The following is a 22,595-nucleotide window of genomic DNA, read 5'->3' on the forward strand; positions in this document are numbered from 1 at the left end:
TTAGTTAAAAACCTAGATCTCTTTGAATGTTTTCCATTTCTAAAACATCTTCTGCTTCAACTAAAGTTGGAACAATATTAAATGTTTCAGGAAAACTATCAACATCTACACTTGGATAAATTAGCACAAAAGTTGTGCCGCTTTTCTGATGTAAATCAGCATAATACAAAAATAATGAAATTTCCGACGATTGTACGTTAAGTTTCGACGAAAGGTCGATTATTACATTGTTTTCTGTAAGATTTTTATGATTAACAGTAAAATAATCATAAAATTCTTTAAAACTCTCTTCTTGAGAAGTAAATAGTATATAATCGTCTTTTTCTTCGGATTTCATCTTTTATCTCTTAATTTGTTGTGCTAGCAAATATAGAACAGCCATTCTAACTGCAACACCATTTTCTACTTGATTTAGTATAATAGATTGTTTGCTATCAGCTACATCACTCGTTAATTCAACACCTCTATTAATTGGTCCTGGATGCATAATTACAATATCCTTGCCAATGTTATCTAATATTTCTTTGTTAATTCCAAAAAGCTGAGTGTATTCTCTGGTAGAAGGGAAATATTTTATAGCCATTCTTTCGTGCTGTACACGTAAAACATTGGCTACATCGCACCATTCTAAAGCTTTTTTAAGGTTAGTTTCAACTTCTACACCTAAACTAGTTATATACCTTGGGATTAAAGTTGTTGGTCCGCATACTTTTACCTTTGCACCTTGCATTTGTAGAGCGAAAATGTTAGATAAAGCTACTCTAGAATGTAAAATATCACCAACAATTACAATCTTTTTTCCTTTCAAATTAGAATTTAATGCTTCTCGCATTGAAAAACTATCTAATAATGCTTGTGTAGGGTGTTCATGAGTTCCATCTCCAGCATTTACAATTTTAGCATCTACATGTTTAGAAAGAAAAACTCCAGCTCCTACATTACCATGACGCATTACAACAATATCAACTTTCATAGAAAGAATATTGTTTACTGTATCAATTAAAGTTTCTCCTTTTTTAACGGAAGATTGTCCTGCAGAGAAGTTAATTACATCAGCAGATAATCTTTTTTCAGCTAACTCAAAAGATAATTTTGTTCGCGTACTATTTTCAAAAAATAGGTTTGCTATTGTGATATCTCGTAAAGAAGGAACTTTTTTAATCGGACGATTAATTACTTCTTTAAAATGAGCTGCGGTTTCGAAAATGAGTTCTAAATCATTTTCTTGTAAATATTTAATCCCTAATAAATGTTCAACACTTAACTGCTTCATTAGTTATCTATCTTAGGTTGTTTTGGTATTAAATAAATTTCGTCTTTGGAATGTGTTTCTTTCCAATTTACTACTACTTTTTCTTCGTTAATAGCATCTACCTGTCTTCCTCTGTAATTGGGTTGAATTGGTAAATGTCTACTAAATCTTCTGTCTATTAAAACTAAAAGTTCAATGTTTACAGGTCTACCGAAAGCTTGTAAAGCAGTTAAAGCTGCTCTTACACTTCGGCCAGAATATAAAACATCATCTATAATTACTACTTTTTTGTTTTCAATTAAGAAGTCAATTTTAGTAGGAGTAGCTTCTAAAGGTTCGTCTTTTCGTCTAAAATCATCACGATAAAAAGTGATATCTAAAAGACCAAGCTTTAAATTTTCTATTTGATAATCTTCAATAAGAATCTTCTTTAAACGTTGCGCTAAATAAGTTCCTCTCGGTTGTAAACCTATTAAAACAGTATTAGAAAAGTCGTTGTGATTTTCGATTAACTGACAAGCTAAACGATGCAGAATTATATCGATTTCTTTTGAAGTAAGTAAAGTTTTTCTGCTCATGAGTTGCTACCAATTTTCTTGATAGTTATAGAGTTCAAAATTAAAGTAAAAAAGTAAGTGAACAAAATTTAAAGTTAACGAAACTAAAAAGTATATCAATAAAATTATCTTTACATTTGCCAACTTTTAGAAAAGCCTTGTGTTATTATGATGAAATACATTAGAAATAAGAAGATTAACGTTAAAGATGATGCCTTAGCAGGTATTACAGTTTCTTTAGCAATGATACCCGAAGTTGTAGCCTTTGCCTTTGTAGCACAAATTAGTCCAATTGTAGCGCTTTTTGGTGCTTTTGTAATCGGTTTAATTGCTGCAATTTTTGGAGGAAGACCAGGTTTAATATCTGGAGCAGCAGGAGCTGTAGCAGTTATTTTTGTAAATATGATTCAAGAAGGACACGCAAAAGGTCTTTTATTTGATGTGCCTGTGGAAAACATGGGGTATTTCTATTTATTGGCAGCTGTGGTGTTAATGGGAATTATACAAGTATTGGCAGGTGTTTTTAAATTAGGAAAGTTTGTTCGTTTAATTCCGCATTCTGTAATGATGGGGTTTGTAAACGGTTTGGCAATCGTAATTTTCATAGCACAATTAGGAATGTTTAAAGAGCATGTGAAAAATGTATATGGAGAAAATAAAAGAGAAACGATTTCTAAAGAGCTAGTTTATAATGTAGATAATAATCAGGTTAAAGATTTAGCTTCTAATACAGTTTTATTTACTATTAATGAAAACTCTGTAGTTAATGCAGAGACTAAAAAAGAAGCATATCTTATTTCTGAAGGTCAGGTTTTTGATGTAAAAACTAAAAAAGTAGCTTTTAATGTTACAGATGAAGGTTTTTATTCGGTAAAAGATCATGGTGTAGTAAAAGAAACTATGACTGGTAAAGATTTATATACCATGATTGGATTAGTATTACTTACAATGCTAATAGTTTGGGGATTGCCAAAGTTAACTAAAAAAGTTCCAGCTGCATTAACAGCAATTCTAATCGTTTCTTTAGTGGTTATTTTAGGAGGAATTAATTCTATAAATGTAGGAGATTTTATTAGAGAAGGTGGTGGAGCTGGTTTAAATGGAGTAGACGAAATTTCTAAGAAATTAAATATTTTCGAATTATGGAGTCACCTTCCATTCAATTTAGATACTTTAAAATTTATTGCACCTTATGCATTTTTAGCTGCTTCTGTTGGATTAATAGAAACATTAATGACAATGAATTTAGTTGATGAGTTAACAGATTCTAGAGGAAATGGAAATAAAGAATGTGTGGCTCAAGGAGCAGGAAACATTTTAAGTGGAATGTTTGGTGGTACTGGTGGTTGCGGTATGATTGGTCAAACAGTAATTAATATTAACGCAGGAGGAAGAGGAAGACTATCTGGAGTTTCAATGGCAGTTACGTTGTTAGTTTTTATTTTGTTTGCAGATAAATATATCGAACAAGTACCAATCGCAGCTTTAGTTGGAGTAATGTTTATGATGGTAATTGAAACATTTGCTTGGTCGAGTTTTAGAATATTAAAGAAAATTCCAATTTCAGATGCTGTAGTATTAATTGTTGTATCTGCAGTTACAGTATTCTTTGATTTAGCAATAGCTGTTTTCGTAGGTGTCATAATTTCTGCATTATCTTTTTCTTGGGAAAACGCAAAAAGAATTAGAGCAAGAAAGCGTATGCGTGAAGATGGAACTAAAGTATATGAAATTTGGGGACCATTATTCTTCGGAAGTATTACGTCATTTAATGAAAAATTTGATGTAAAAAATGATCCTGATAACGTAGTTATTGATTTTGTTGAAAGTAGAATTTCAGATCACTCTGCATTAGAAGCTTTATTTGTTTTAGTAGAGAAATACCAAGCAGCAGGAAAAACCATTAAAATGAAACATTTAAGTGAAGATTGTAAAGTTTTAATGTATAAAGCAAGTGATACATTTAGAGATGTTATCATTGATGATGTAGACGATCCACGTTATCATTTAGCGGCGAATCCAGAAGCTTTTCCAAAATCATTAAGAGAATATACTTTTTAAATAAAAAAATCCTGCTAAATGCAGGATTTTTTATTTCTGAAATAACCAAACATCTTGTTGTGGTTTTCCGTTTTCTATTTTTCCAGGTACATGTTTTAGAATTTTTAAATCATATTGTTTAGCAATTTCTAACATAAAAGATTCAGGCTGATATGCAGAAAACAAACGATTTCCTTCTTTTTTAAAATCATGTACAATTAGATTTCCATTATTAAATTTTTCAAGTTCTTTAGCTGTTAGTTTAAATTGATGAATATTTCCGTGTGTAGTTAAAAATAAGATACCATCAGTTTTAAGAACGTTATACAACTCTTCAAACCATAAGTGATGTTGAGCTAAAGAAAGGTGAGTAAAGATGGAAATACCATATACTAAATCAAATTTTTCTCTGTCGTAAGGTAGAGGAGGAGTGATGTTATTGAGTTTAAAATCAATTCCATTTAAATTATTTTGACACCATTTAACATATTTAGGATTATAATCGCAACCAAAATAACTATTAGTTGTACCAGCTACAGTAGGTAAATGTCTTAATATCCTACTTGTTCCACATCCCCAATCTAAAATACTAACGTTTTTTAACGATTTAAATTCATTTACATGATCGTAAATCCATTGTGCAGTAGGAAGGCCATTTGTGTAAAACTTCTTGTAGTTCAACTGAAAAGTCTCATAAATATAAAAATCAGGAGGAAGTTTTACATCAGGATTTTCTAATAAAAACGTTCTGTTATCTTCTCTGTTTTTAAATTTTTGACGATAGAAATTAATTTGTTCAACTAATGGTAACAAGTTTAATCTGGTTAAAAATCTTTTTATGACGATTTTTTTCATTGTTTTTTCTGCGTATTTCTAGTCAAAAGTAAATAGGTTATTTATATACTTTACCATTAAATTTTAAAACTGTTTTCTGAAATGATATTTTTTCTTCATCTATACATTCACCAGTTTCATCAGTGTCAGATTTTCTATTAGTGATTTTATTATTTACGATAATATCGAAAAAACCATCAGTTTTATTTTTAGATAAAATTAATATCTTTTCCTCATTAATACTCCATCCGACACATTGCATATCCCATTCACCAACATATTCTTTGCTCTCAAAATGATCTAGTACAGGAATTAATTTTTCTTCTTTTTTTAAAAATAAAGTAAGTGTTTCAGAACTATACGGGTTTGGTTTAGATAAAGTGTAATGTGAAGAACGAATTCCGAATGCTCTTTTGTTTTTTGATACATAATATGGAGCAGTATCAATTTTTATTTCAGATAAAATTAGAGCATCAGAAGTCCAATATGAAGGCTTAAAGTATTTGTGTTTTATTTTATTGGTATCACTGTCAATAATTAAGATATAGCCATTATATTCTTCAATTGTATCATCACTTTTAATAATTTCTGGTATGACAACTATTGTTTCATTCTTAGCACTCGGTAGTTGTTTAGAAACTATAAATCCTACTTCACACTGACTTCTTTTTAAGTTTAATTGATGTAAAACTTTATCTAAGTCAAAATTTGTTTGACTGTAGGCATTATAAGTCAATACTAAGAGTAAAAAAACTGTGAGTTTTATTTTCATAAAAAATTACTTGTTCGTTGTGATTTGGCCGTTTTTATCCCATTCAATTTTTGTAATCAAACTATTGTTGTCCCAAAATTGTTCTTTCCAAAGTGTTCCGTTTTCGTAGAATATTTTCCACTTTCCATGTTTAATCCCAGCTTTAAAACTTCCTTCTGCACTAAGTTTTCCAAATTCAGATTCGTAAACTTTCCATAAACCTTCTCTTTTATCATTTAACATCGGGCCTTCTCCTGCTAGTTTACCATTTTGATGAAACCATTTCATTGGTCCGTTAGCCTTTCCATTACTATAAATTCCTTCAGCAGCAAGAACTCCATTGTCCCAATATTCTTTTCTAATTTCCTTTTTTGTTTTAGGAGTAATTTTTTTTTCATTGTTCTTTTTTGTGTCACAATTCATAAGAATTAAACCTAGCATTATGAAAGAAAGGAAGGTTTTGTACATTATTTTATAATTTTAAAAACAGGTAGTCTTAAATGAGCTTTTTCATAATGTTGCGTTTTGGTATAAATCCAATTTAATTGTGCTCTTGGATTTTTATTGAAAGTAGAATCAACAATCATTTTCTGATCAAATTCTGCTTTTACAAGTGGATTCTCATTTAAAAAAGCTTCAGCTTTGTCTTCAAAAACATAACTAGAAAATCCTTCTTTACGTTGTAAAATTGTATCGAAAAAATTCCAATTAAAAAAACTATCCACTGCTTCAGCCTCTAAGGTTTCTAATAAATAACGAATTCCATTCTGATTTGTAGGAATTATGTAATCTCCTTTTTGGAATTTGATGTCTTGAAGAGAAGAGTTTACTTCAGTATTGTAATGCAAATAATGTCCTTCAAATGGAGAACTAACTGTTTTAAAGTCTTTAATGTGATTTACTTCTACGTTTAAAATAGTATCGTTTTTAAAACGAGTAAATTCAATATTGTTATTTTGTAAACGAGAAATAACATTATGCCAACCTTTCGGAATTACATATGCTTTAGGAATAGTTATATTTTTAGTAGTCTTAAAGTTGTTGTAATATTTTACAGGAACTTCGTAAGGTTTATTTTTATCGTAAAATAAACGTTTTCCATTAGTTACTTTACTATCGATATAACTTCCTTTGTAAGCTTTAAAATTGAATTCAGTAGGATTGTCTAAATCAACTTTAAATTGAATAGCGTAACTTTTGTTATTAATAATATTTTCAACAGCTTTTGCTCTTAACGATTTTATTTGACCACTATTTTTCTCAGTGAAGTCGAACATCGATTTCATAAGTTCGTAAGTTTGTTTTACACGAATTTTATAAGGTTTTAACATGTGTGTTTCTACCATCATACCAAAAGTGTTAAATAAAGTTGTATAGCCAGTTGAATACCTTGGAGAATCCATAAACTGACTCCAACCTTTATCTGGTGTCGATCCCCAAACATTTACATATGGCGTAATCGGAATCCCTTTTTTAGCCAAAGATTGCTCTAAAAACGGACGTATTTCTTGTTCTAAGTAAGTGCCAAGTTTACCACCTAATTTATTATGTTGTGTAAATAAATGAGTAATTGCGTATTGATAATCGGCTCCGTTACTTACGTGATTGTCTATAAATATATCAGGATTTACAGTATGAAAAATTTCAGCAAAACTTGCAGCATTTTTAGTGTCTTGTTTTACAAAATCACGATTTAAATCAAAGTTTCTAGAATTTCCTCTAAAACCGTATTCTTTCGGTCCATTTTGATTTGCACGTGTGTGAGCATTTCTATTTAAAGCTCCACCAATATTGTATACAGGAATTACACAAATTAAGGAGTTTTTATAAGCTTCTTGTAAAGAATCATTTTGTACAATATCTCTTAGTAGAAGCATAGAAGCATCAATACCGTCTGATTCTCCTGGATGAATTCCATTATTGATTAAGATTCGATTTTTTTTTGAATCTTTTATTTGATTTTTTTTAGTTTTTCCTTCTGGATTATAAACTGCTAAATGTAAGGGATTACCGCTGTCTGTAGTTCCAAATTCGAGTAAAGAAATTTTAGAATATGTATCTGCTAAGTCAGAATAATAAGAAATTACTTCATTATATTCTGGAGTTTCTAACCCATTAGATTTTTCAAATGTAGTTGTAAAGTCTTTAGAAGATTTAGTTTCAGTTTTATTACAAGAAAGAATGCAAATTACTAAAGCGAGTAGTATTATTTTTTTCATTTTTGGCTCTTGGTTTCACCAAATATAAATCTTTCAAAATAATTTTAAGCCACACTATATCTTTCTTAACATATTGTTCCTTATCGTTATCGAATGCCAATAAATTATATCGATTTGCTCTATTAGAAAAAGAACACCATTAAAAACTCCTGATCAAAAATCGTAATTATGATCTCACAGAATCAGGAACTAAACCAGTGTAATCTCCGCCATTTCTAATAACATCTCTAACAATAGATGAAGAGATATAACTCTTGCCAGAAGAAGTAAGTAAAAACACAGTTTCTATTTCTGAAAGTTTTCTATTTGTATGAGCAATAGCTTTCTCGAATTCGAAATCTGCAGGATTACGTAATCCTCTTAAAATAAATTGAGCGTCAATTTCTTTACAGAAATTCACAGTTAAGCCTTTATAGGTAACCACTTTTATTTTTGGTTCATTTTTAAAAGTTTCTTCAATAAACTGTTTTCTTTTTTCTAAAGGAAACATGTATTTTTTATCGGCATTTACTCCGATTGCGATAATAAGCTCATCGAATAAAGTAATACCTCTTTCAATAATATCTAAATGCCCTAAAGTAATAGGGTCAAAAGATCCAGGAAAAATAGCGCGTTTCATTTTTAATTGTGTTGTTAATGGTTGTGTTATTTATATTTTTTATTTAGGAATTTAGACTGCTTTCTATTGCATTTCCAAATAGTTCAGTTAAACTAATTCCTGCTTCTTGTGCCTGTTGTGGTAAAATACTTTCTTCAGTTAATCCAGGAACGGTATTCATTTCTAAAAAGTGAGGTACACCATTTACAAAGATATATTCAGATCTAGAAAACCCACTCATATTTAAAACGGTATATACTTTTTTTGCAACTTCACGTACTTTAAATTCTTCTTCTGAAGTTAGTCTTGCTGGAGTAATTTCTTGAGATTTACCTTCATATTTTGCTTCATAATCGAAAAAATCGTTTTCTGAAACAATTTCAGTAATTGGTAAAACTATAGTTTCACCCTTGTATTGAATAACTCCAACAGAAACTTCTTTACCATCTAAAAAACTTTCGATTAAAATTTCACTGTCTTCTTTATAAGCTTTTTCTATTGCAGGGAGAATATCTTCTTTTGTGTGCGCTTTAGAAATACCAAAACTCGATCCAGCGTTATTAGGTTTTACAAAACAAGGTAAACTTACTTTTTTTATAATCGTATCTACATCAACAGTTTCACCTTGATTTAAATATACTGAGATTGCTGTAGGTATATCATACTTTCTTAAAATACTTAATGTATCTCTTTTATTGAAAGTTAAAGCCATTTGATAAAATGGAGCAGAGGTATGTTTAATTCCTAATAAATCGAAATATGCTAAAATCACACCGTTTTCACCTGGTGCACCATGAATTGCATTAAAAACACAATCAAAAGTTAATTTATTTCCTTTAAAATCAACAGAGAAATCATGTTTATTTACAGGAAACTTTTGTTCATCTTCAACTAAAAACCAACCTTCTTTTAAAATATGAATACAATAAGGATTGAATTTAGATCTGTCTATATGCTGATATACTACATTTCCGCTCTTTAGAGAAATAGCTACTTCAGAAGAGTAGCCGCCCATGATAATGGCGATATTTTTTTTCATTTCCAATAATTAACCTTACAAACTTACCAAAAAAGTATTTTAAAAATTAATGTTTTTAAATTAGTATTATTTTTAATGTACATTTGTTGAATCTTTCAAAAAATCAATAATGAAATTGTTACAGTTTTTAAAGAGCAAGGTTTTCGTAAAACAAATTATAATTGCTATAATTGGATTGCTACTATTTGTGTTTTTATTACAATGGTGGTTAGGATATACTACAAATCATAATCAGAAAATTCAGGTACCAAACTTAGAAAAGAAAAGTATTGCTGAAGTAAAACAATTACTAGATGAATTAAGTTTAGATTTTATTGTGATTGATAGTGCTAGTTATAATCCAGATTTTCCAAGAAAATCAGTAATGGAGCAAAATCCTGAAGCTGGAGATTTCGTTAAAGAAAAAAGAAAAATTTATTTGACATTAAACCCATCAAAATATAAAGATGTTGCAATTCCTGATTTAAACGGGAAAACAAAACGTCAGGCAATTACACATTTACGTTCTATAGGTTTTTCTGTTGGAGAAAAATTTACTTATGTTCCAGACATAGGAAAAGATGTTGTAAGAGGATTAAAATACAAAGGAAAGCAAGTAGGCTTAGGAGATAAATTACCTAAAAAATCTGTGATTGATCTTATTTTAGGTGATGGATCTTTAAATTAAACTTTTTTAAATAGAGATTAGATGCAGGAGGAGAATTATGATATTCAAGACGAAAGTTCTGAATTATATGAACATTATCGTTTTACAGCTACAGAAGGACAAGATCCTTTACGTGTAGATAAGTTTTTAATGAACTTTATTGAGAATGCTACACGAAATAAAATTCAACAAGCGGCTAAAGCAGGAAACATTTTAGTAAATGATAAAGCTGTAAAATCTAACTACAAGGTAAAACCAAAAGATGTAGTTCGTGTAGTTTTAGCACATCCACCACACGAAAACTTATTAGTAGCTCAAGATATACCAATTAATATTGTATACGAAGATGATGATGTTATTGTGGTGAACAAAGAACCTGGTATGGTAGTTCATCCAGGTCATGGAAATTATTCAGGAACTTTAGTAAACGGATTAATTCATCATATCGAAAACTTACCAAAAAATAGTAACGAGCGTCCTGGGTTAGTCCATAGAATCGATAAAGATACCAGTGGTTTATTAGTTGTTGCTAAAACTGAGTTTGCAATGGCGCATTTATCGAAGCAGTTTTTTGATAAAACTACAGAGCGTTTGTATTATGCATTAGTTTGGGGAAGTGTAGAAAATGATGAAGGAACTATTGAAGGGCATATCGGACGAAGTGCTAAAGATAGAATGCAAATGGCTGTGTACCCTGATGGAGATTATGGTAAAGCAGCAGTAACACATTATAAGGTTATTGAACGTTTTACTTATGTTACTTTAGTTGAATGTCGTTTAGAGACAGGACGAACACATCAGATTAGAGCACATTTTAAATATATTGGACATACTTTATTTAACGATGAGCGTTATGGAGGTGATCAAATTTTAAAAGGAACAACATTTTCTAAATACAAACAATTTGTAGACAATTGTTTTAAGTTGTTACCAAGACAAGCACTGCATGCAAAAACTTTAGGTTTTGTTCACCCAACTACAGGAAAGTTTATGCAATTTAATTCTGAAGTTCCAGAAGATATTACAGCTTGTTTGGAAAAGTGGAGAAGATATTCTACGAATTCAACATTTGAAAGTTAAAAAAAGTTATTTGCTGAGAATCGCGTATTTCAAAAAATCTTATGATATATACAGAATACACGATTCTCAGTTGTTATTATAGTTTAAAATTATTTAACTCTATCATTTACTAAACTCATAATACGTTCAAATTGTTCTTCTAATCCCATGTCAGAATTATCAAACTCAACAGCATCATCAGCTTTAGCAAGTGGAGAATCTTTTCTAGTAGAATCAATTCGATCTCTTTCTTGAACATTGAATAAAACTTCTTCGTAATTTACTTTATCACCTCTGTCTAATAATTCTTTGTAACGCCTTGTAGCTCTTTTATCTGCAGAAGCAGTCATGAATAATTTTAATTCAGCACTTGGAAAAACAACAGTTCCGATATCTCTACCATCCATTACAATTCCTTTTTCAGTTCCCATATTTTGTTGTTCAAGAACAAGTTTTCTTCTAACTTCAGGTATTGTAGAAACCTTACTCACCAATTTAGAAACCTCTATAGTGCGTATTTCTCTTTCTACATTTTCATTATTTAAATACATTTCAGCAAATCCTAAATCAGAATTAAAAAGAAAAGACAATTTAATGTTTTCGAGATCATTTATAAGTTGATCTGTTAAGAGTGTATTATCTGAAACATAATTTTTGCGCATTGCATATAAAGTAACAGCTCTGTACATAGCGCCTGTATCTACATAAATATAATTCAGTTGCTTAGCAAGTTGTTTAGCAATAGTACTTTTACCTGTGGAAGAAAAGCCATCAATGGCTATGATAATTTTACCTGTATTCATTTAAAAAATATGTGGGGCAAAGATAAAAGTTAAAGTAGAAAGAGGGAGAAACAAATTAATATTTAGTTTTATATCTGCTCGGTTTTCCTTTATTTAAATCAATAGCTATTCCGAAAGTACTAACATTAGAAGCAGTGTGGAATCTTGAGTATGCGTAATTTAGTTTTACTTTATTCATACGTAAACCAAACCCGAAAGAAATTCCTCCAAATGACCTTATGTTTTGTAATTGAAGTTCTTTTCCTCTTCTGAAGTTGTAACCAATTCTGAAATTAACAGCACGTTTAGGGAATAATTCAGCTCCTATACTAAAATGTCTGAATAAATTATCTACAAAAGAAATATCTTCTTCAGTAATGTTTCCGTCTAAATCAGAAGTTTGATTTGAAGGGTTAGCAACGCTAATATTCCATTGTTGAAGATTATCTGCAGTTAAATACCAACGTAACGGAACATTTTCTAATAAGTAAGAAGCTCCAAGAGCTATTTCGAAAGGAAGTTTTTCCTTTTCTCCGTTAAAAGATGTAATCTGTGTTCCAATGTTTCTTAATGCTATTGAGAAAATATAAGGTTTTTGATCATTGTAGTACGTAGCAGCTAAATCCGCAGAGACACCAAAAGATGAAAAATTAGCAATAGAAGAATTAATTAACCTAAGATTAGCTCCTAAATGAATGCTAGTGTTTGGTATGCGATATGCATATCCAACAGACAAAGCAATATCACTGGCTCCAAATGTCCCAGTTTCATTTCCTTCTGCATCAGCTTGAATCAGTGTACCATAATTAACATAGGTGATATTTCCGTGTATAGTTTGAGTATATCTAGAAAAACGATGAGCATAAGAAACAGATCCAACAGAAATATCTGCTAAATAGCTTGTGTAGTTTATTGAAAGTTTTCTGTCTAAATCTAAATTTATTATTGAAGGATTCCATGTTGCTTGATCTACGTCATCAACAAGAGTTAAAACCTTTCCACCTAAAGCAGCTTGTCTAGCATTTGTAGTAGTGTTAAGGAAAGAAAAAACACTGTTCCCACCTACTTGAGCATGACTAAAAGAGAGAAAAAACAAACTAGCAATAATGAAATATTTTAGCATTTTTTAACTTTGGTATAATAAGTTTGTAAAATTAACGTATTAATTTTAAGGATAGTGTTTAAATAGATTTTAAATAATAAAATTTTTTTTTATTATAAAATGAATATATTTGTATGTTACAAGTGTGTTCGCACATTAAAATTTTAATGGTCCCCATCAATTATGTATAAGTGTAAAAAAAATAAGGTACAGTTACTTTTTTTACTACTAACTTTATTGTTTAGTAGTATTTCTTTTGGGCAAACACTACAAGCACCAATACCAGACTTTACTTTTGCGTGTGCAAAGGAAGGTTCAAATAACTTTAGTTTGGTGTTTGAATTTTCTGGTATGGCGTTTGATCCTAATAACGTATTTACTGTACAACTTTCCGATGCTGATGGGAATTTTACTCCAGGAAGTATAACGAACTTAGCAACAGTAACAGGAGAAAACGATAGTTTTTTTGATATTTCTGCAAGTTTTGCTTTTCCAACGGACGCTTATGGTTTTAATTATAGAATAAGAATTGTTTCTAGCTTGCCGGCAACAGAAGGACCTTCATTTGGGCCTTTTGAAGCATTTTTTACAACTTCTGAACAATTAATTTTAAATTCTTTTAACGATGTTGTGTTATGTGGAGGATCACAAACTATTTCTGTAAATGAAATTGACCCTAATTTTACCTATTTATGGTATAGAGTTGAAGGAGGAAGAGATGTTTTGATACCAGGAGAGACAGGTTCTTCTATAGAAATATCAAATGCAGGAAGATATTATGCAGCAATAAATTACGGGCAATGTACTCAATCTGGGGCAGGTGTTCGTTCTAATATAATAGATGTAACAGAAATAGCACCAACAAGTTTGGTTATTCAAGGACCGAATTCAGTGGAGATTTGTGCTAACGAAACTTATGATTTAATAGCAAGTGTAGATGATCCTACGTTTACCTACAATTGGTATAAAGATGGAAACCTCATAGATGGTTTACCTCCTTACACACCTACATACACAACGCCAACAAGCAATCAATTTGGAGTTTATCATTTAGAAATAGAAGTAGGGGGATGTACATCTCGTTCTCAAGATGTTTCTGTAGAGCAAAGACCAGGAGTAGATTTTGATGTTAATATTGAAAATCCAGCTATAAGAGTTAGATTACCTAGAGAGACAATAAATTTACCGATCACTCATAATTCTAGTTCAGCGACTATAACTTGGTTCAAAGATGGAGAAGCATTGCCTTCCAGTAACTCTTTAGCTTTTCCTGCTGTAGAGGCTGGAGAATATTTTGCTGAAGTTGTTGACAATTCTACTAGTTGTCCAACATCTAAAAATTCAGCTGTTTATACTGTGTTAGATGTGGTTTCTATTTCGCCAGAAATTAGAGCGGCTTCAGATTATGCAGATTGTAGTAATGATAGTACAACATTATCAATAGTTGGTGTAACAGCTACAGCAACAGATGGAAATGATTATGATTTAACACAAGATCAGATAGATAGTCTAGTTTTTCAATGGAAAAAAGATGGAGCTGATTTGGCAGGTGAAACTTTAGATCAACTAACAATTGATTCATATAATGATAATGGAGAATATGTTTTAAATGCAACAATAAGTGCTTTATTAAATTTTGATTCTAACCCTTTAGACGTTTTGTTAACCTTAACGGGAGTAGAAATTCAATCATCATCTATATCAAACGCTTTATGTCCTGGAGAGACAATCACTTTTAATTTGAATATTGTTCCAGGGTTTGTTTATACTTGGTTTAAAGATGGGGTTGAAATACCACTTGCTGATCCAAGTACTTTAGTAATTGATGAAATTGGAGTATATAGTGTGACTTATGAAGGATTTGGTTGTCTAAATAATGTAGCTGAGATTAATGTAGTGGAGTTTGATGATACAGTTTTAGAGGTTACTCCTTCTTCAACAGCAGTGTTAGAACCAGGACAAACAATAACTTTAGAAGCCAGTGGAGCAGACTCTTACGAGTGGTTTAATGAAGCTGGAACATTATTGTCGTCAAATGAAACACTTGATGTTAACTTGTTAGGAACATATACAGTTTTTGGTACAGTAGGAGGATGTAGAGCGCAAAGAGATATTAATGTTGTAGAAGATGATGGTAAATTGGTGATACCAAATGTAATTACTCCTTTTAATGGAGACGGAATTAACGATACTTGGGAGCTTCCAAATAGATTTGCTTTTCAAAATAATGTTCAAGTAATTATCTACAATTCAAGAGGTAAAGAAGTTTTGAATACAACTGATTATCAAAATAATTGGCCAGTAGATAATAATTTGAAAGATGGAATGTTATTCTATTTTAGAGTTATTCAAGATGACAACTTAATCAAAGCGGGGACAATTTCTATATTGCAATAATATATGGTAAAGAAAATTACTTTAGTAACACTATGTGTATTTATGAATTTACTAGCATTTGCTCAAACGAGTATTGCTAGTGAGGATTCTTATAATGGTTTCTCATCTAGGAGCTTCATGAAATTTAATAATTTTATGACAGTACCTACTTTTTCTTTACTTCACCGAGAAACGTCTACTATTGAAGCTATTAGTAGAAGCTCAAATATTGATTTTGAAGATGCTTCTCGTTTACATATTTTAAGTTATTCAGGTAAAATGCAACCAAATGTTGGAGCAGGTATTGCTGTTTTTCAACAAGAAATAGGTGTTTTTAAAGATTTTGGAGCCATGGCAAATTATGCTTACCAAATCAATTTATCAGAAAAAACTAGTTTAACTTTTGGTTTTAACTTTTTTTACAGTAGAAGAAGTTTAGACGAACCAAGAGTATTAACTAATACTCCAGAACCTTTAATTAATAATTATCAAGACAGGCCTGTAGTAGTTTTTCAGCCAGCAGCAACTGTTTCTTTTGGTAATTTTGATGTTGGATTATTCTTTGAAAATCTAGGAGATTTTAATTTAAAAAGTAGTGAGTTTGTAACAGAATTTGGAGATAAAACAATTTCTGCTCATGCTGCCTATACTCATAGATTACAAAATACTAGTGGTTTGTTTTCTGGAACTACGATTAGAGGTTTAGGTATTGGAAGAAGAGCAAAAGTAGATGGTTTTTCTTATGCTGCTACTGTATTAGCTGATTTACCTAAAGTAGGTTGGTTAAAAGTTGGTTATGATAAGTTATTTGGTTTAAATGCTGGTTTTGGTATTAATCTAAATAAAAGATTATCAATTGGTTTTACATATGAAAAGCAACAAAACTTAAGTGGTACAAACGAGGTTGGTTTAATTTATCGTTTAGGAAAAAGAAAAGCAAGAAAAACAGGTAATGTTACTGTTAGTATTCCTGATAATTCAGTTAAACCAATAATAGATAGAAGAGAAGAAGAATACGAAAATCCTGAGCATAATGATTTATCAGATGAAATAAGAATAGCTCAAGATTCTATTGATAAATTAAACAAAAAGGTAGATGAAATTTTAAAGAGGTTAGAAAATCAACCTACAAATACAAAAACTACCGAAATTATTAGAGAAGTTACTCCAGCACCACCTACAGAAACTAGAGATCAATCGTTACCTAGAAGAAGTGGAAGACCTTGGAGAGAAAGAACTGTTACCGAAAGAGGTGGGGGTGGTACAATGTACTATGTTGCTATAGAGCAGTTTAAATCGTTAAAGAAAGCGAAAGAAGAGGTAAAGTTCTACAATAACAAAAAGAGTGTAAAGCAATATAACAAAACACATAAAAAGAAAGTTAGAGCTCGCTATGTAAGAGATCCAAAGTATAATGTATATGTAGTGTATATAGACCGTCATGGTAAGAAAGTAGATGCTGAAGAACAACGTGATGAGATTAATGGTGCTATTAAAAAAGAAACAGAAAGTGACGATGAAGTAGGAGGAAGTTTAGGAATTACAACTTCAAATGACAATAATTCTGGAAAAGACAGAGTATATGTCATGAAAGTTACTCTTGGTCCAGAAGGAGAAACATATAAAGTACCTAAAACTCAACCAAAAGCTAGAGTTCAAACTATGAGTTTAGTAGACGGTTTAGAACCAGGTTATTATATGCAAATAGGAGTGTTTTCTAAAAAGCCTTATGCAGACAGATTATTAGATGAGTTAGAGAGCGACGGAATTAATGCAGGTTTCTTCATTAACCCAAAAACAGGATATAGACATGTTTATATCCACAAATCAGAAAATAGACAAGAAATAATAAAATTATACAACAATAATTTAAACGGAAAATATTACGATAGAAAGAATATAGTTCACGTAAGATAAGGTGTTTATAATGAGTTTTTAAAAAGTTATAAAAATTAGTTATCTTTATAGAGACCCCGTTTACAAGTGTTATAAGTTTTTGATTATAAGTTTTTTATAAGAAAGCAAAAATCCCCAAAAATGAAAAAAAAGTTACTTTTTCTATTTATTGCTTTAACTTCAGTTCTAGGATTTTCACAAGATGATGGAAATCAATCAGAAACAGAAGCTAAAGTTCAAGTATTGCCAAAAAATATTGGGCAAATCTTAAATCAAGAAGCTATTCAGAAAAAAGGAATTTCTGAAACTCCGCCAAATAATTTAATGGCAAGGAGGAAACCTGATGTAGATTTTGATGAAAGGAGATTACCTCCAGGAGGAATAAACATTCGGGGTAATGTAACTTTTGTTGGTAATAATATTTTAAACAGAGATTTTAGGGAATTTACATTATATACTAGAAGTTCAACAACATCAAGATTCAGAGATGATTGTAATAGGAGATATAGAGATTATACGTATACTCCAACAACACAAAATGTAGACGCTAATGATCCACAACCAAATAATACTGTCGGGGATGACTTATATGTTATCAATTTTATTGACGGTTGTAATAGAGTTTTTTATGTAAATGTTAATGATGCTCAATTTAATAATGGTAACATTTACATGGATTATATTGATGTAGATGATGATGAGGGTATTGCTGGTTTTGCAGATACTTTTTCTTCTTCAAAATCAACATTAAATTTACCAAATTGTTCTAGAGTTGTTCATGCAAGTTTATATTGGGCTGGGGTTTTTCCATATGAATCTTGGGAAACTGAAAACGCGAGACCAGGTGATTATAGAGATATAAAATTTAAGTTACCAGGTGAGCCTTATCAAGATATTACAAGTGACGAAGTTTTATATGATAGTGGTATAGCAACACAAAGGCCATATGTTTGTTATAAAGATGTAACATCTATGGTTCAAGGCCTTTCAAATCCAAATGGAGATTATTTCGCAGGAAATATTAGAGCAACTGTAGGTCGTGATAGAAATAATGGTTTAGGAGGAGCTGCTGGATGGGTTATGGTTGTAGTTTATGAAAATGAGACAGATTCTAGTAAAAACATTTCAATTTTCGATGGTTTTGCTACTATTGATGGTACAAATAGTGCAGATGTAAACTTTACAGGTTTTAATACAATTCCTTCGGGTCCAGTAAGAGCTCAATTTTTAACAGCTGCTTTAGAGGGTGATGGTTTTATTTTTAATGATAACTTCCAAATAAGAAATACTTCTGGGGCTTTTGTAAACGTTAGTACACCAACAACAAATCCTGTTAATAATTTTTTTAATGGAAGTATTACTCAGTATGATGCTCATACAACTACACGTAATCCTGATAGTGAAAACACTCTAGGTTTTGATGTTGATTTATTTAATGTTGACAATCCATTAAATGCAAATATTGCAAACAATCAATCTAGTTTAGATGCAAGATTTACAACTGGGGGAGATGTATATTGGCCCTTTTTAAATGTATTTGCAATTGAAATAATAGAGCCTGTTATTCAGTTAGTTAAAACTGTTGATGATAATGCAGGTAATGATTTGGCAGGAGCAACAGTAGGTTTAGGTGGTGATTTATGGTATAATGTTGCCTTTCAAAATACAGGAACAGATGATGCTATAAATACAGTAATAACAGATAGGCTTCCAAGAAATGTAAATTTAGTTCCAGCAGATGTGGTTACACCTACAGGTGTAACTTTATCGAATTATGATCCTCCATCTGCAGCAAATAGTTTCAGAGGAGAATTAACATTTGAAATAGATGATTCTTTAGTTGAAGAAGGTGGTGCAGTTCATAACATTCGTTTTCATGTTCAGGTAGTAACAGATTGTAGTTTACTTACAGACGTATGTTCTAATATTGTAGAAAATCAAGCTTTTGCTAGATATGATGGACGTACAGGAGGAGTTTCTGTAAATGATGCTCCTAGTGTTTCTGGTATAGATGCATGTAACTTTGGTATAGCAGGATCTACAAACTTTTTAGTTGATATAACAACATGTAATAATTTTTCTCAAAATGTTGCACTTTGTGGTTCTTCAGTAGATTTAACAGCAGGCGCAGGTTTTGGAAATTATGAATGGAGAGATGATTCAGGTACTATAATTGCTTCAGGAGATGAAGCTAGTACAAGAACTATTACTGTTACAGCTACAGGAACTTATACTGTTACTAAAACAAATCCTGCAGGATCACCTGCAGCTTGTGTGCCTTTTGATGAAACTTTTGTTGTTGGACCTTTTGGTTCAGGAGTAAATCCTTTAGTTGCAGTTGCCGATAGAGTAGTGACTTGTGTTAACGATGCAACATTAGAATTAGCAGAAATTTATTTATGTGGTAGTTCGGATTCACGTTCAATTCCTACAGGTGTTGCAGCACCAACAACTGTAAGATGGCAAGTTTTGAGTTCTGGAAGTACACCAACTCCAGATGTTACTTGTCCTGATGTAGGTGGAACTTGGGTTGATGTTGCTACAGATGTAAATAGTACAACTAGAACTTTTTCAGATGCTGGGCAATATAGATTAATTGTTGAAGAGCCAGGAGGATGTTTCGAACGTTATTATTTTAATGTTTTTAAAGGTACAGTTAATCCTACAATTGTAACAGAAGATATCATCTGTTCTACAGATGGTAGTATAACTATAAATAGTGTTCCAGCAGGTTATGAATATGCTGTTGTACCGGCAGGAGATCCTGCACCAGCAGCTGGAGCTTATCAAGCATCAAATGTTTTTCCAATTTCTACAGCAGGAAATTATGATGTTTACATAAGAAATGTTGCTATTTCTTGTGTGTTTCCATATCCAAATCAATCTGTTGGAGAGGTTGATATGGATGTTGATGTGACTACTACACCAATTTTATGTGCTGGTGATTCTGGAGAAATTAATGTGCAAATTAATGCACCTACTTCAGAACAGTACATATATAATATAACTAGTGGTGGTTCAGTTGTGAGTTCTTTCGGACCTACAACAGATCGTTCTAGAACTTTTTCAGTTTCTACGTCAGGAACTTATACAGTAGAAATTACTTCAACTACAAGTAGTTGTACATATACAGAGACTTTACCAGCTATTACAGTTCCGCCAGCATTAAATCTCAATGCTGTAAATACAAAAGATATTGATTGTTCTAATGGAAGAATTACACTATCAGCTAATGGAGGAACTCCAGGAGCAAGTGGATATACTTATGCTTTATGGTCGTACACACCAGCAGGAACTGCAACAAAAACAGCTATTTCTTATGCAGATGTAAGTGGTATTCCAGCTACATACAATGCTACAACTTTTGAAGGTTTCACTACCAATACAATATTTAATATTCCAAATGGAAGCGAAGGAACTTATGAATTTATTGTTGTTGATGACAATAACTGTACGCAAATTTCTTCTCCAGTAACAATAAGTTTAGAAGATGCGTTACAATTTTCTGAAACGCACACAGATGCTACTTGTTCAGGAAATACAGATGGATCAATTACAATTAATACAGACACACCACCAGGATTATTAGGATATACTTTAGAATATAGTGATGATGGAGGTACAACATTCCAAAATTCAAATTCATTTACAGGTTTAGGTCCAGCTAGTTATACAATTACAATTAGAGCAACAAAAGGAGCATCTGTTTGTAGTTACACAGTAGGTCCAATTACCATAGATAATCCTTCATCACCATCAAGTACAGCAAGCTTAACACAAGATGCTACTTGTACACAGCCAAATGGAATAATTACATTTACTAATGCAACAGGTGGTTCAGGTACTGGTTATCAGTATAGTATTAATAATGGTACAACATGGCAAAGCTCAACAATATTTAACAATGTTGGTCCAGGAACTTACGATCTATTTGTAAGAGATTCAAATGGTTGTGCTTCTCCTGTTTTACCACAAATAGTTGTTGATCCTTTTCCAGTGATTCCAGATATTCCAAGCACAATAGATTATAATTGTGACGGAACAGCAACGGTTACATTTACACCACCAGCAACACCTTCATTAACTTATACTTATAGTATGGATGGAGGAACGCCTCAGGCTTCAAATGTATTTACGAACGTAAATCCTGCAGCACATACTTTTACTGTAAGAGCTGATAGAGCTTGTCCGAGAGATTTTATTGTAAATGTTTTACAAAATCAACAATTTTCAGGAAGCATAACTGGAAGTACAAATTCAGAATGTAATGCTTCAAATAATGGATCAATTACTATCCAAGCAAATAATTTTAATGGTGGAAGTTATGAATATTCTATTGACGGAGGAGCAAGCTGGTCATCTACAGCAGATAATCCTTTTAGAATAGTAGGTGTTCCTGCTGGAAACCATAATGTTAGAATTCGTGAAACTTCTGGTTCAATAGTTTGTGAATTAGATTTAGGAGATGTCACTATCACTGAACCAGCACCTTTAAATGTAACAGGAACTATAACAACAACAGCAAATTGTACTGGACCAAATTCTGCATCTGTAACTGTACAAGCAACAGGAGGAACACCTCCATACGAATTTAGTATAGATAATGGAGTAACTTGGCAAAGTTCTACAGTTTTTACAGGCTTATCTTCAGGTACTTATACCGTGAATGTTAGAGATGCAAACAATTGTACAGAATGTGGATGTTCAACAGATCCTTTTATTAATGGAAGTTTTGAAAGTGTACCATCAGGAATTACTACTTTTAGAATTATAGATGAAAACCAGTTAGATGGTTGGGATAGTACAGCTTCAGATAACAGATTAGAAATATGGAGATCTGGATTTAATGGAGTTCCGGCATCAGATGGTGACTATTTTGCAGAATTAAATGCAAACTTACCATCAGCTTTATATCAAGAATTTTGTACTATTCCAGGTGATGTAATTAATTGGTCTCTAGATCATAGAGGAAGAAGTGGAGTTGATGTTGCAGAAGTTAGAATTGGAGGAGATTTAGCTACACCGAATTTTACACAAACTATGTCTGATGAAAATACAGCATGGGGATCCTATTCAGGTTCTTACACTGTTCCAGCAGGACAAACAACAACTGTAATTTCGTTTGAAGCAATATCGACAGCTTCAGGAAGTTTATCTATCGGTAATTTTATAGATAATGTAAGAATGACAGTTACAGCTGTAGGTTGTGTACCTTTTACTATTAATGTACCTAATCCAGATCCAGTAGATTTCACAGCTGTACCAGTTACATGTTATGATGGAACCAATGGAACTATAACAGTTAACATTACAAGTGGTGAAGCACCATTCAGAATACGTTTAGATAGCGGATCTTTTGAAAATGTTACAGGAACGAGTCATACCTTTACAGGATTAGGAGCCAATACATATGTAGTAGAAGTTATTGACAATAAAGGATGTAC

General features: G+C 31.5%; 16 protein-coding genes and 1 pseudogene. 6 read left to right on the top strand and 11 right to left on the bottom strand.

Features of this window, described 5'->3' with window-relative positions; all coding sequences use genetic code 11:
• Nucleotides 1-4: 4 nt before the first annotated feature.
• The 3 genes from Q1A46_RS13770 to pyrR are packed head-to-tail and all read right to left on the bottom strand — an operon-like array spanning nt 5 to nt 1,830.
• Nucleotides 5-337 (bottom strand): hypothetical protein, encoded by a 333-nt coding sequence (locus Q1A46_RS13770; protein ID WP_299679746.1) that lies wholly within the window; start codon nt 335-337, stop codon nt 5-7.
• Between the two features lie 3 nt (nt 338-340).
• Nucleotides 341-1,273, bottom strand: coding sequence for an aspartate carbamoyltransferase catalytic subunit (locus tag Q1A46_RS13775; protein WP_299679749.1), 933 nt, complete (start codon nt 1,271-1,273; stop codon nt 341-343).
• Nucleotides 1,273-1,830 (bottom strand): bifunctional pyr operon transcriptional regulator/uracil phosphoribosyltransferase PyrR, encoded by a 558-nt coding sequence (pyrR, locus tag Q1A46_RS13780; protein ID WP_299679753.1) that lies wholly within the window; start codon nt 1,828-1,830, stop codon nt 1,273-1,275. Before pyrR ends, Q1A46_RS13775 begins: the two co-directional genes overlap by 1 nt.
• A 147-nt stretch (nt 1,831-1,977) precedes the next feature.
• Here pyrR and Q1A46_RS13785 point away from each other — a divergent pair, with 147 nt between their 5' ends.
• The gene (locus Q1A46_RS13785) at nt 1,978-3,870 is read left to right on the top strand and encodes a SulP family inorganic anion transporter (RefSeq protein WP_299679756.1); all 1,893 of its coding nucleotides are present in this window, start codon (nt 1,978-1,980) and stop codon (nt 3,868-3,870) included.
• Between the two features lie 30 nt (nt 3,871-3,900).
• On the opposite strand, the gene Q1A46_RS13790 is transcribed toward Q1A46_RS13785, so the two are convergent.
• The 6 genes from Q1A46_RS13790 to Q1A46_RS13815 form a co-directional block, all read right to left on the bottom strand.
• Nucleotides 3,901-4,704, bottom strand: a complete 804-nt coding sequence (locus tag Q1A46_RS13790) for a class I SAM-dependent methyltransferase (RefSeq protein WP_299679758.1) — start codon at nt 4,702-4,704, stop codon at nt 3,901-3,903.
• A 37-nt stretch (nt 4,705-4,741) separates the two neighbouring features.
• A complete protein-coding gene (locus Q1A46_RS13795) occupies nt 4,742-5,455 on the bottom strand; it encodes a hypothetical protein (RefSeq protein WP_299679761.1) in 714 nt (237 codons plus the stop codon).
• A gap of 6 nt (nt 5,456-5,461) precedes the next feature.
• Entirely contained in the window at nt 5,462-5,857 is a 396-nt protein-coding gene (locus tag Q1A46_RS13800) for a toxin-antitoxin system YwqK family antitoxin (protein ID WP_299679764.1), read from the bottom strand.
• 44 nt (nt 5,858-5,901) lie between these two features.
• Nucleotides 5,902-7,653, bottom strand: a complete 1,752-nt coding sequence (locus Q1A46_RS13805; protein ID WP_299679767.1) for a M14 family metallopeptidase — start codon at nt 7,651-7,653, stop codon at nt 5,902-5,904.
• A 166-nt stretch (nt 7,654-7,819) separates the two neighbouring features.
• Nucleotides 7,820-8,272, bottom strand: a complete 453-nt coding sequence (gene coaD / locus Q1A46_RS13810) for a pantetheine-phosphate adenylyltransferase (RefSeq protein ID WP_299679770.1) — start codon at nt 8,270-8,272, stop codon at nt 7,820-7,822.
• A gap of 43 nt (nt 8,273-8,315) precedes the next feature.
• Nucleotides 8,316-9,290 (bottom strand): D-alanine--D-alanine ligase, encoded by a 975-nt coding sequence (locus tag Q1A46_RS13815; protein WP_299679773.1) that lies wholly within the window; start codon nt 9,288-9,290, stop codon nt 8,316-8,318.
• Nucleotides 9,291-9,399: 109 nt separating this feature from the next.
• Between Q1A46_RS13815 and Q1A46_RS13820 the strand changes: the two genes are divergently transcribed.
• Nucleotides 9,400-9,957 carry a PASTA domain-containing protein gene (locus Q1A46_RS13820; RefSeq protein ID WP_299679776.1) on the top strand — a complete coding sequence of 186 codons (558 nt, stop codon included), beginning with the start codon at nt 9,400-9,402 and terminating at the stop codon, nt 9,955-9,957.
• Nucleotides 9,958-9,978: 21 nt separating this feature from the next.
• Nucleotides 9,979-11,016, top strand: coding sequence for an RluA family pseudouridine synthase (locus tag Q1A46_RS13825; protein ID WP_299679779.1), 1,038 nt, complete (start codon nt 9,979-9,981; stop codon nt 11,014-11,016).
• A gap of 89 nt (nt 11,017-11,105) precedes the next feature.
• Here the strand turns inward: Q1A46_RS13825 and cmk are convergent, their stop codons facing one another.
• The gene (gene cmk / locus Q1A46_RS13830; protein WP_299679782.1) at nt 11,106-11,798 is read right to left on the bottom strand and encodes a (d)CMP kinase; all 693 of its coding nucleotides are present in this window, start codon (nt 11,796-11,798) and stop codon (nt 11,106-11,108) included.
• A 55-nt stretch (nt 11,799-11,853) separates the two neighbouring features.
• Nucleotides 11,854-12,900 (bottom strand): type IX secretion system protein PorQ, encoded by a 1,047-nt coding sequence (gene porQ / locus Q1A46_RS13835; protein WP_299679785.1) that lies wholly within the window; start codon nt 12,898-12,900, stop codon nt 11,854-11,856.
• 216 nt (nt 12,901-13,116) lie between these two features.
• On the opposite strand from porQ, the gene Q1A46_RS13840 reads away from it, so the two are divergent.
• From Q1A46_RS13840 to Q1A46_RS13850, 3 genes and pseudogenes are all read left to right on the top strand, one after another.
• Nucleotides 13,117-15,276 carry a gliding motility-associated C-terminal domain-containing protein gene (locus Q1A46_RS13840; RefSeq protein ID WP_299679788.1) on the top strand — a complete coding sequence of 720 codons (2,160 nt, stop codon included), beginning with the start codon at nt 13,117-13,119 and terminating at the stop codon, nt 15,274-15,276.
• Nucleotides 15,277-15,279: 3 nt separating this feature from the next.
• On the top strand, nt 15,280-17,172 hold the full coding sequence (locus Q1A46_RS13845) for a PorP/SprF family type IX secretion system membrane protein (protein WP_299679791.1): 1,893 nt from the start codon (nt 15,280-15,282) through the stop codon (nt 17,170-17,172).
• 120 nt (nt 17,173-17,292) lie between these two features.
• Nucleotides 17,293-22,595 (top strand): annotated as a pseudogene (locus Q1A46_RS13850) (hypothetical protein); the annotation flags it as partial.

This window comes from uncultured Tenacibaculum sp. (assembly GCF_947502995.1).
Lineage (GTDB): Bacteria > Bacteroidota > Bacteroidia > Flavobacteriales > Flavobacteriaceae > Polaribacter.

What these genes read in the sequence shown, in the direction of transcription:
- Q1A46_RS13770 (WP_299679746.1), bottom strand. Translation starts at nt 337, where the DNA reads ATGAAATCCGAAGAAAAAGACGATTATATACTATTTACTTCTCAAGAA.
- Q1A46_RS13775 (WP_299679749.1), bottom strand. Translation starts at nt 1,273, where the DNA reads ATGAAGCAGTTAAGTGTTGAACATTTATTAGGGATTAAATATTTACAA.
- pyrR (WP_299679753.1), bottom strand. Translation starts at nt 1,830, where the DNA reads ATGAGCAGAAAAACTTTACTTACTTCAAAAGAAATCGATATAATTCTG.
- Q1A46_RS13785 (WP_299679756.1), top strand. Translation starts at nt 1,978, where the DNA reads ATGATGAAATACATTAGAAATAAGAAGATTAACGTTAAAGATGATGCC.
- Q1A46_RS13790 (WP_299679758.1), bottom strand. Translation starts at nt 4,704, where the DNA reads ATGAAAAAAATCGTCATAAAAAGATTTTTAACCAGATTAAACTTGTTA.
- Q1A46_RS13795 (WP_299679761.1), bottom strand. Translation starts at nt 5,455, where the DNA reads ATGAAAATAAAACTCACAGTTTTTTTACTCTTAGTATTGACTTATAAT.
- Q1A46_RS13800 (WP_299679764.1), bottom strand. Translation starts at nt 5,857, where the DNA reads ATGAATTGTGACACAAAAAAGAACAATGAAAAAAAAATTACTCCTAAA.
- Q1A46_RS13805 (WP_299679767.1), bottom strand. Translation starts at nt 7,653, where the DNA reads ATGAAAAAAATAATACTACTCGCTTTAGTAATTTGCATTCTTTCTTGT.
- coaD (WP_299679770.1), bottom strand. Translation starts at nt 8,272, where the DNA reads ATGAAACGCGCTATTTTTCCTGGATCTTTTGACCCTATTACTTTAGGG.
- Q1A46_RS13815 (WP_299679773.1), bottom strand. Translation starts at nt 9,290, where the DNA reads ATGAAAAAAAATATCGCCATTATCATGGGCGGCTACTCTTCTGAAGTA.
- Q1A46_RS13820 (WP_299679776.1), top strand. Translation starts at nt 9,400, where the DNA reads ATGAAATTGTTACAGTTTTTAAAGAGCAAGGTTTTCGTAAAACAAATT.
- Q1A46_RS13825 (WP_299679779.1), top strand. Translation starts at nt 9,979, where the DNA reads ATGCAGGAGGAGAATTATGATATTCAAGACGAAAGTTCTGAATTATAT.
- cmk (WP_299679782.1), bottom strand. Translation starts at nt 11,798, where the DNA reads ATGAATACAGGTAAAATTATCATAGCCATTGATGGCTTTTCTTCCACA.
- porQ (WP_299679785.1), bottom strand. Translation starts at nt 12,900, where the DNA reads ATGCTAAAATATTTCATTATTGCTAGTTTGTTTTTTCTCTCTTTTAGT.
- Q1A46_RS13845 (WP_299679791.1), top strand. Translation starts at nt 15,280, where the DNA reads ATGGTAAAGAAAATTACTTTAGTAACACTATGTGTATTTATGAATTTA.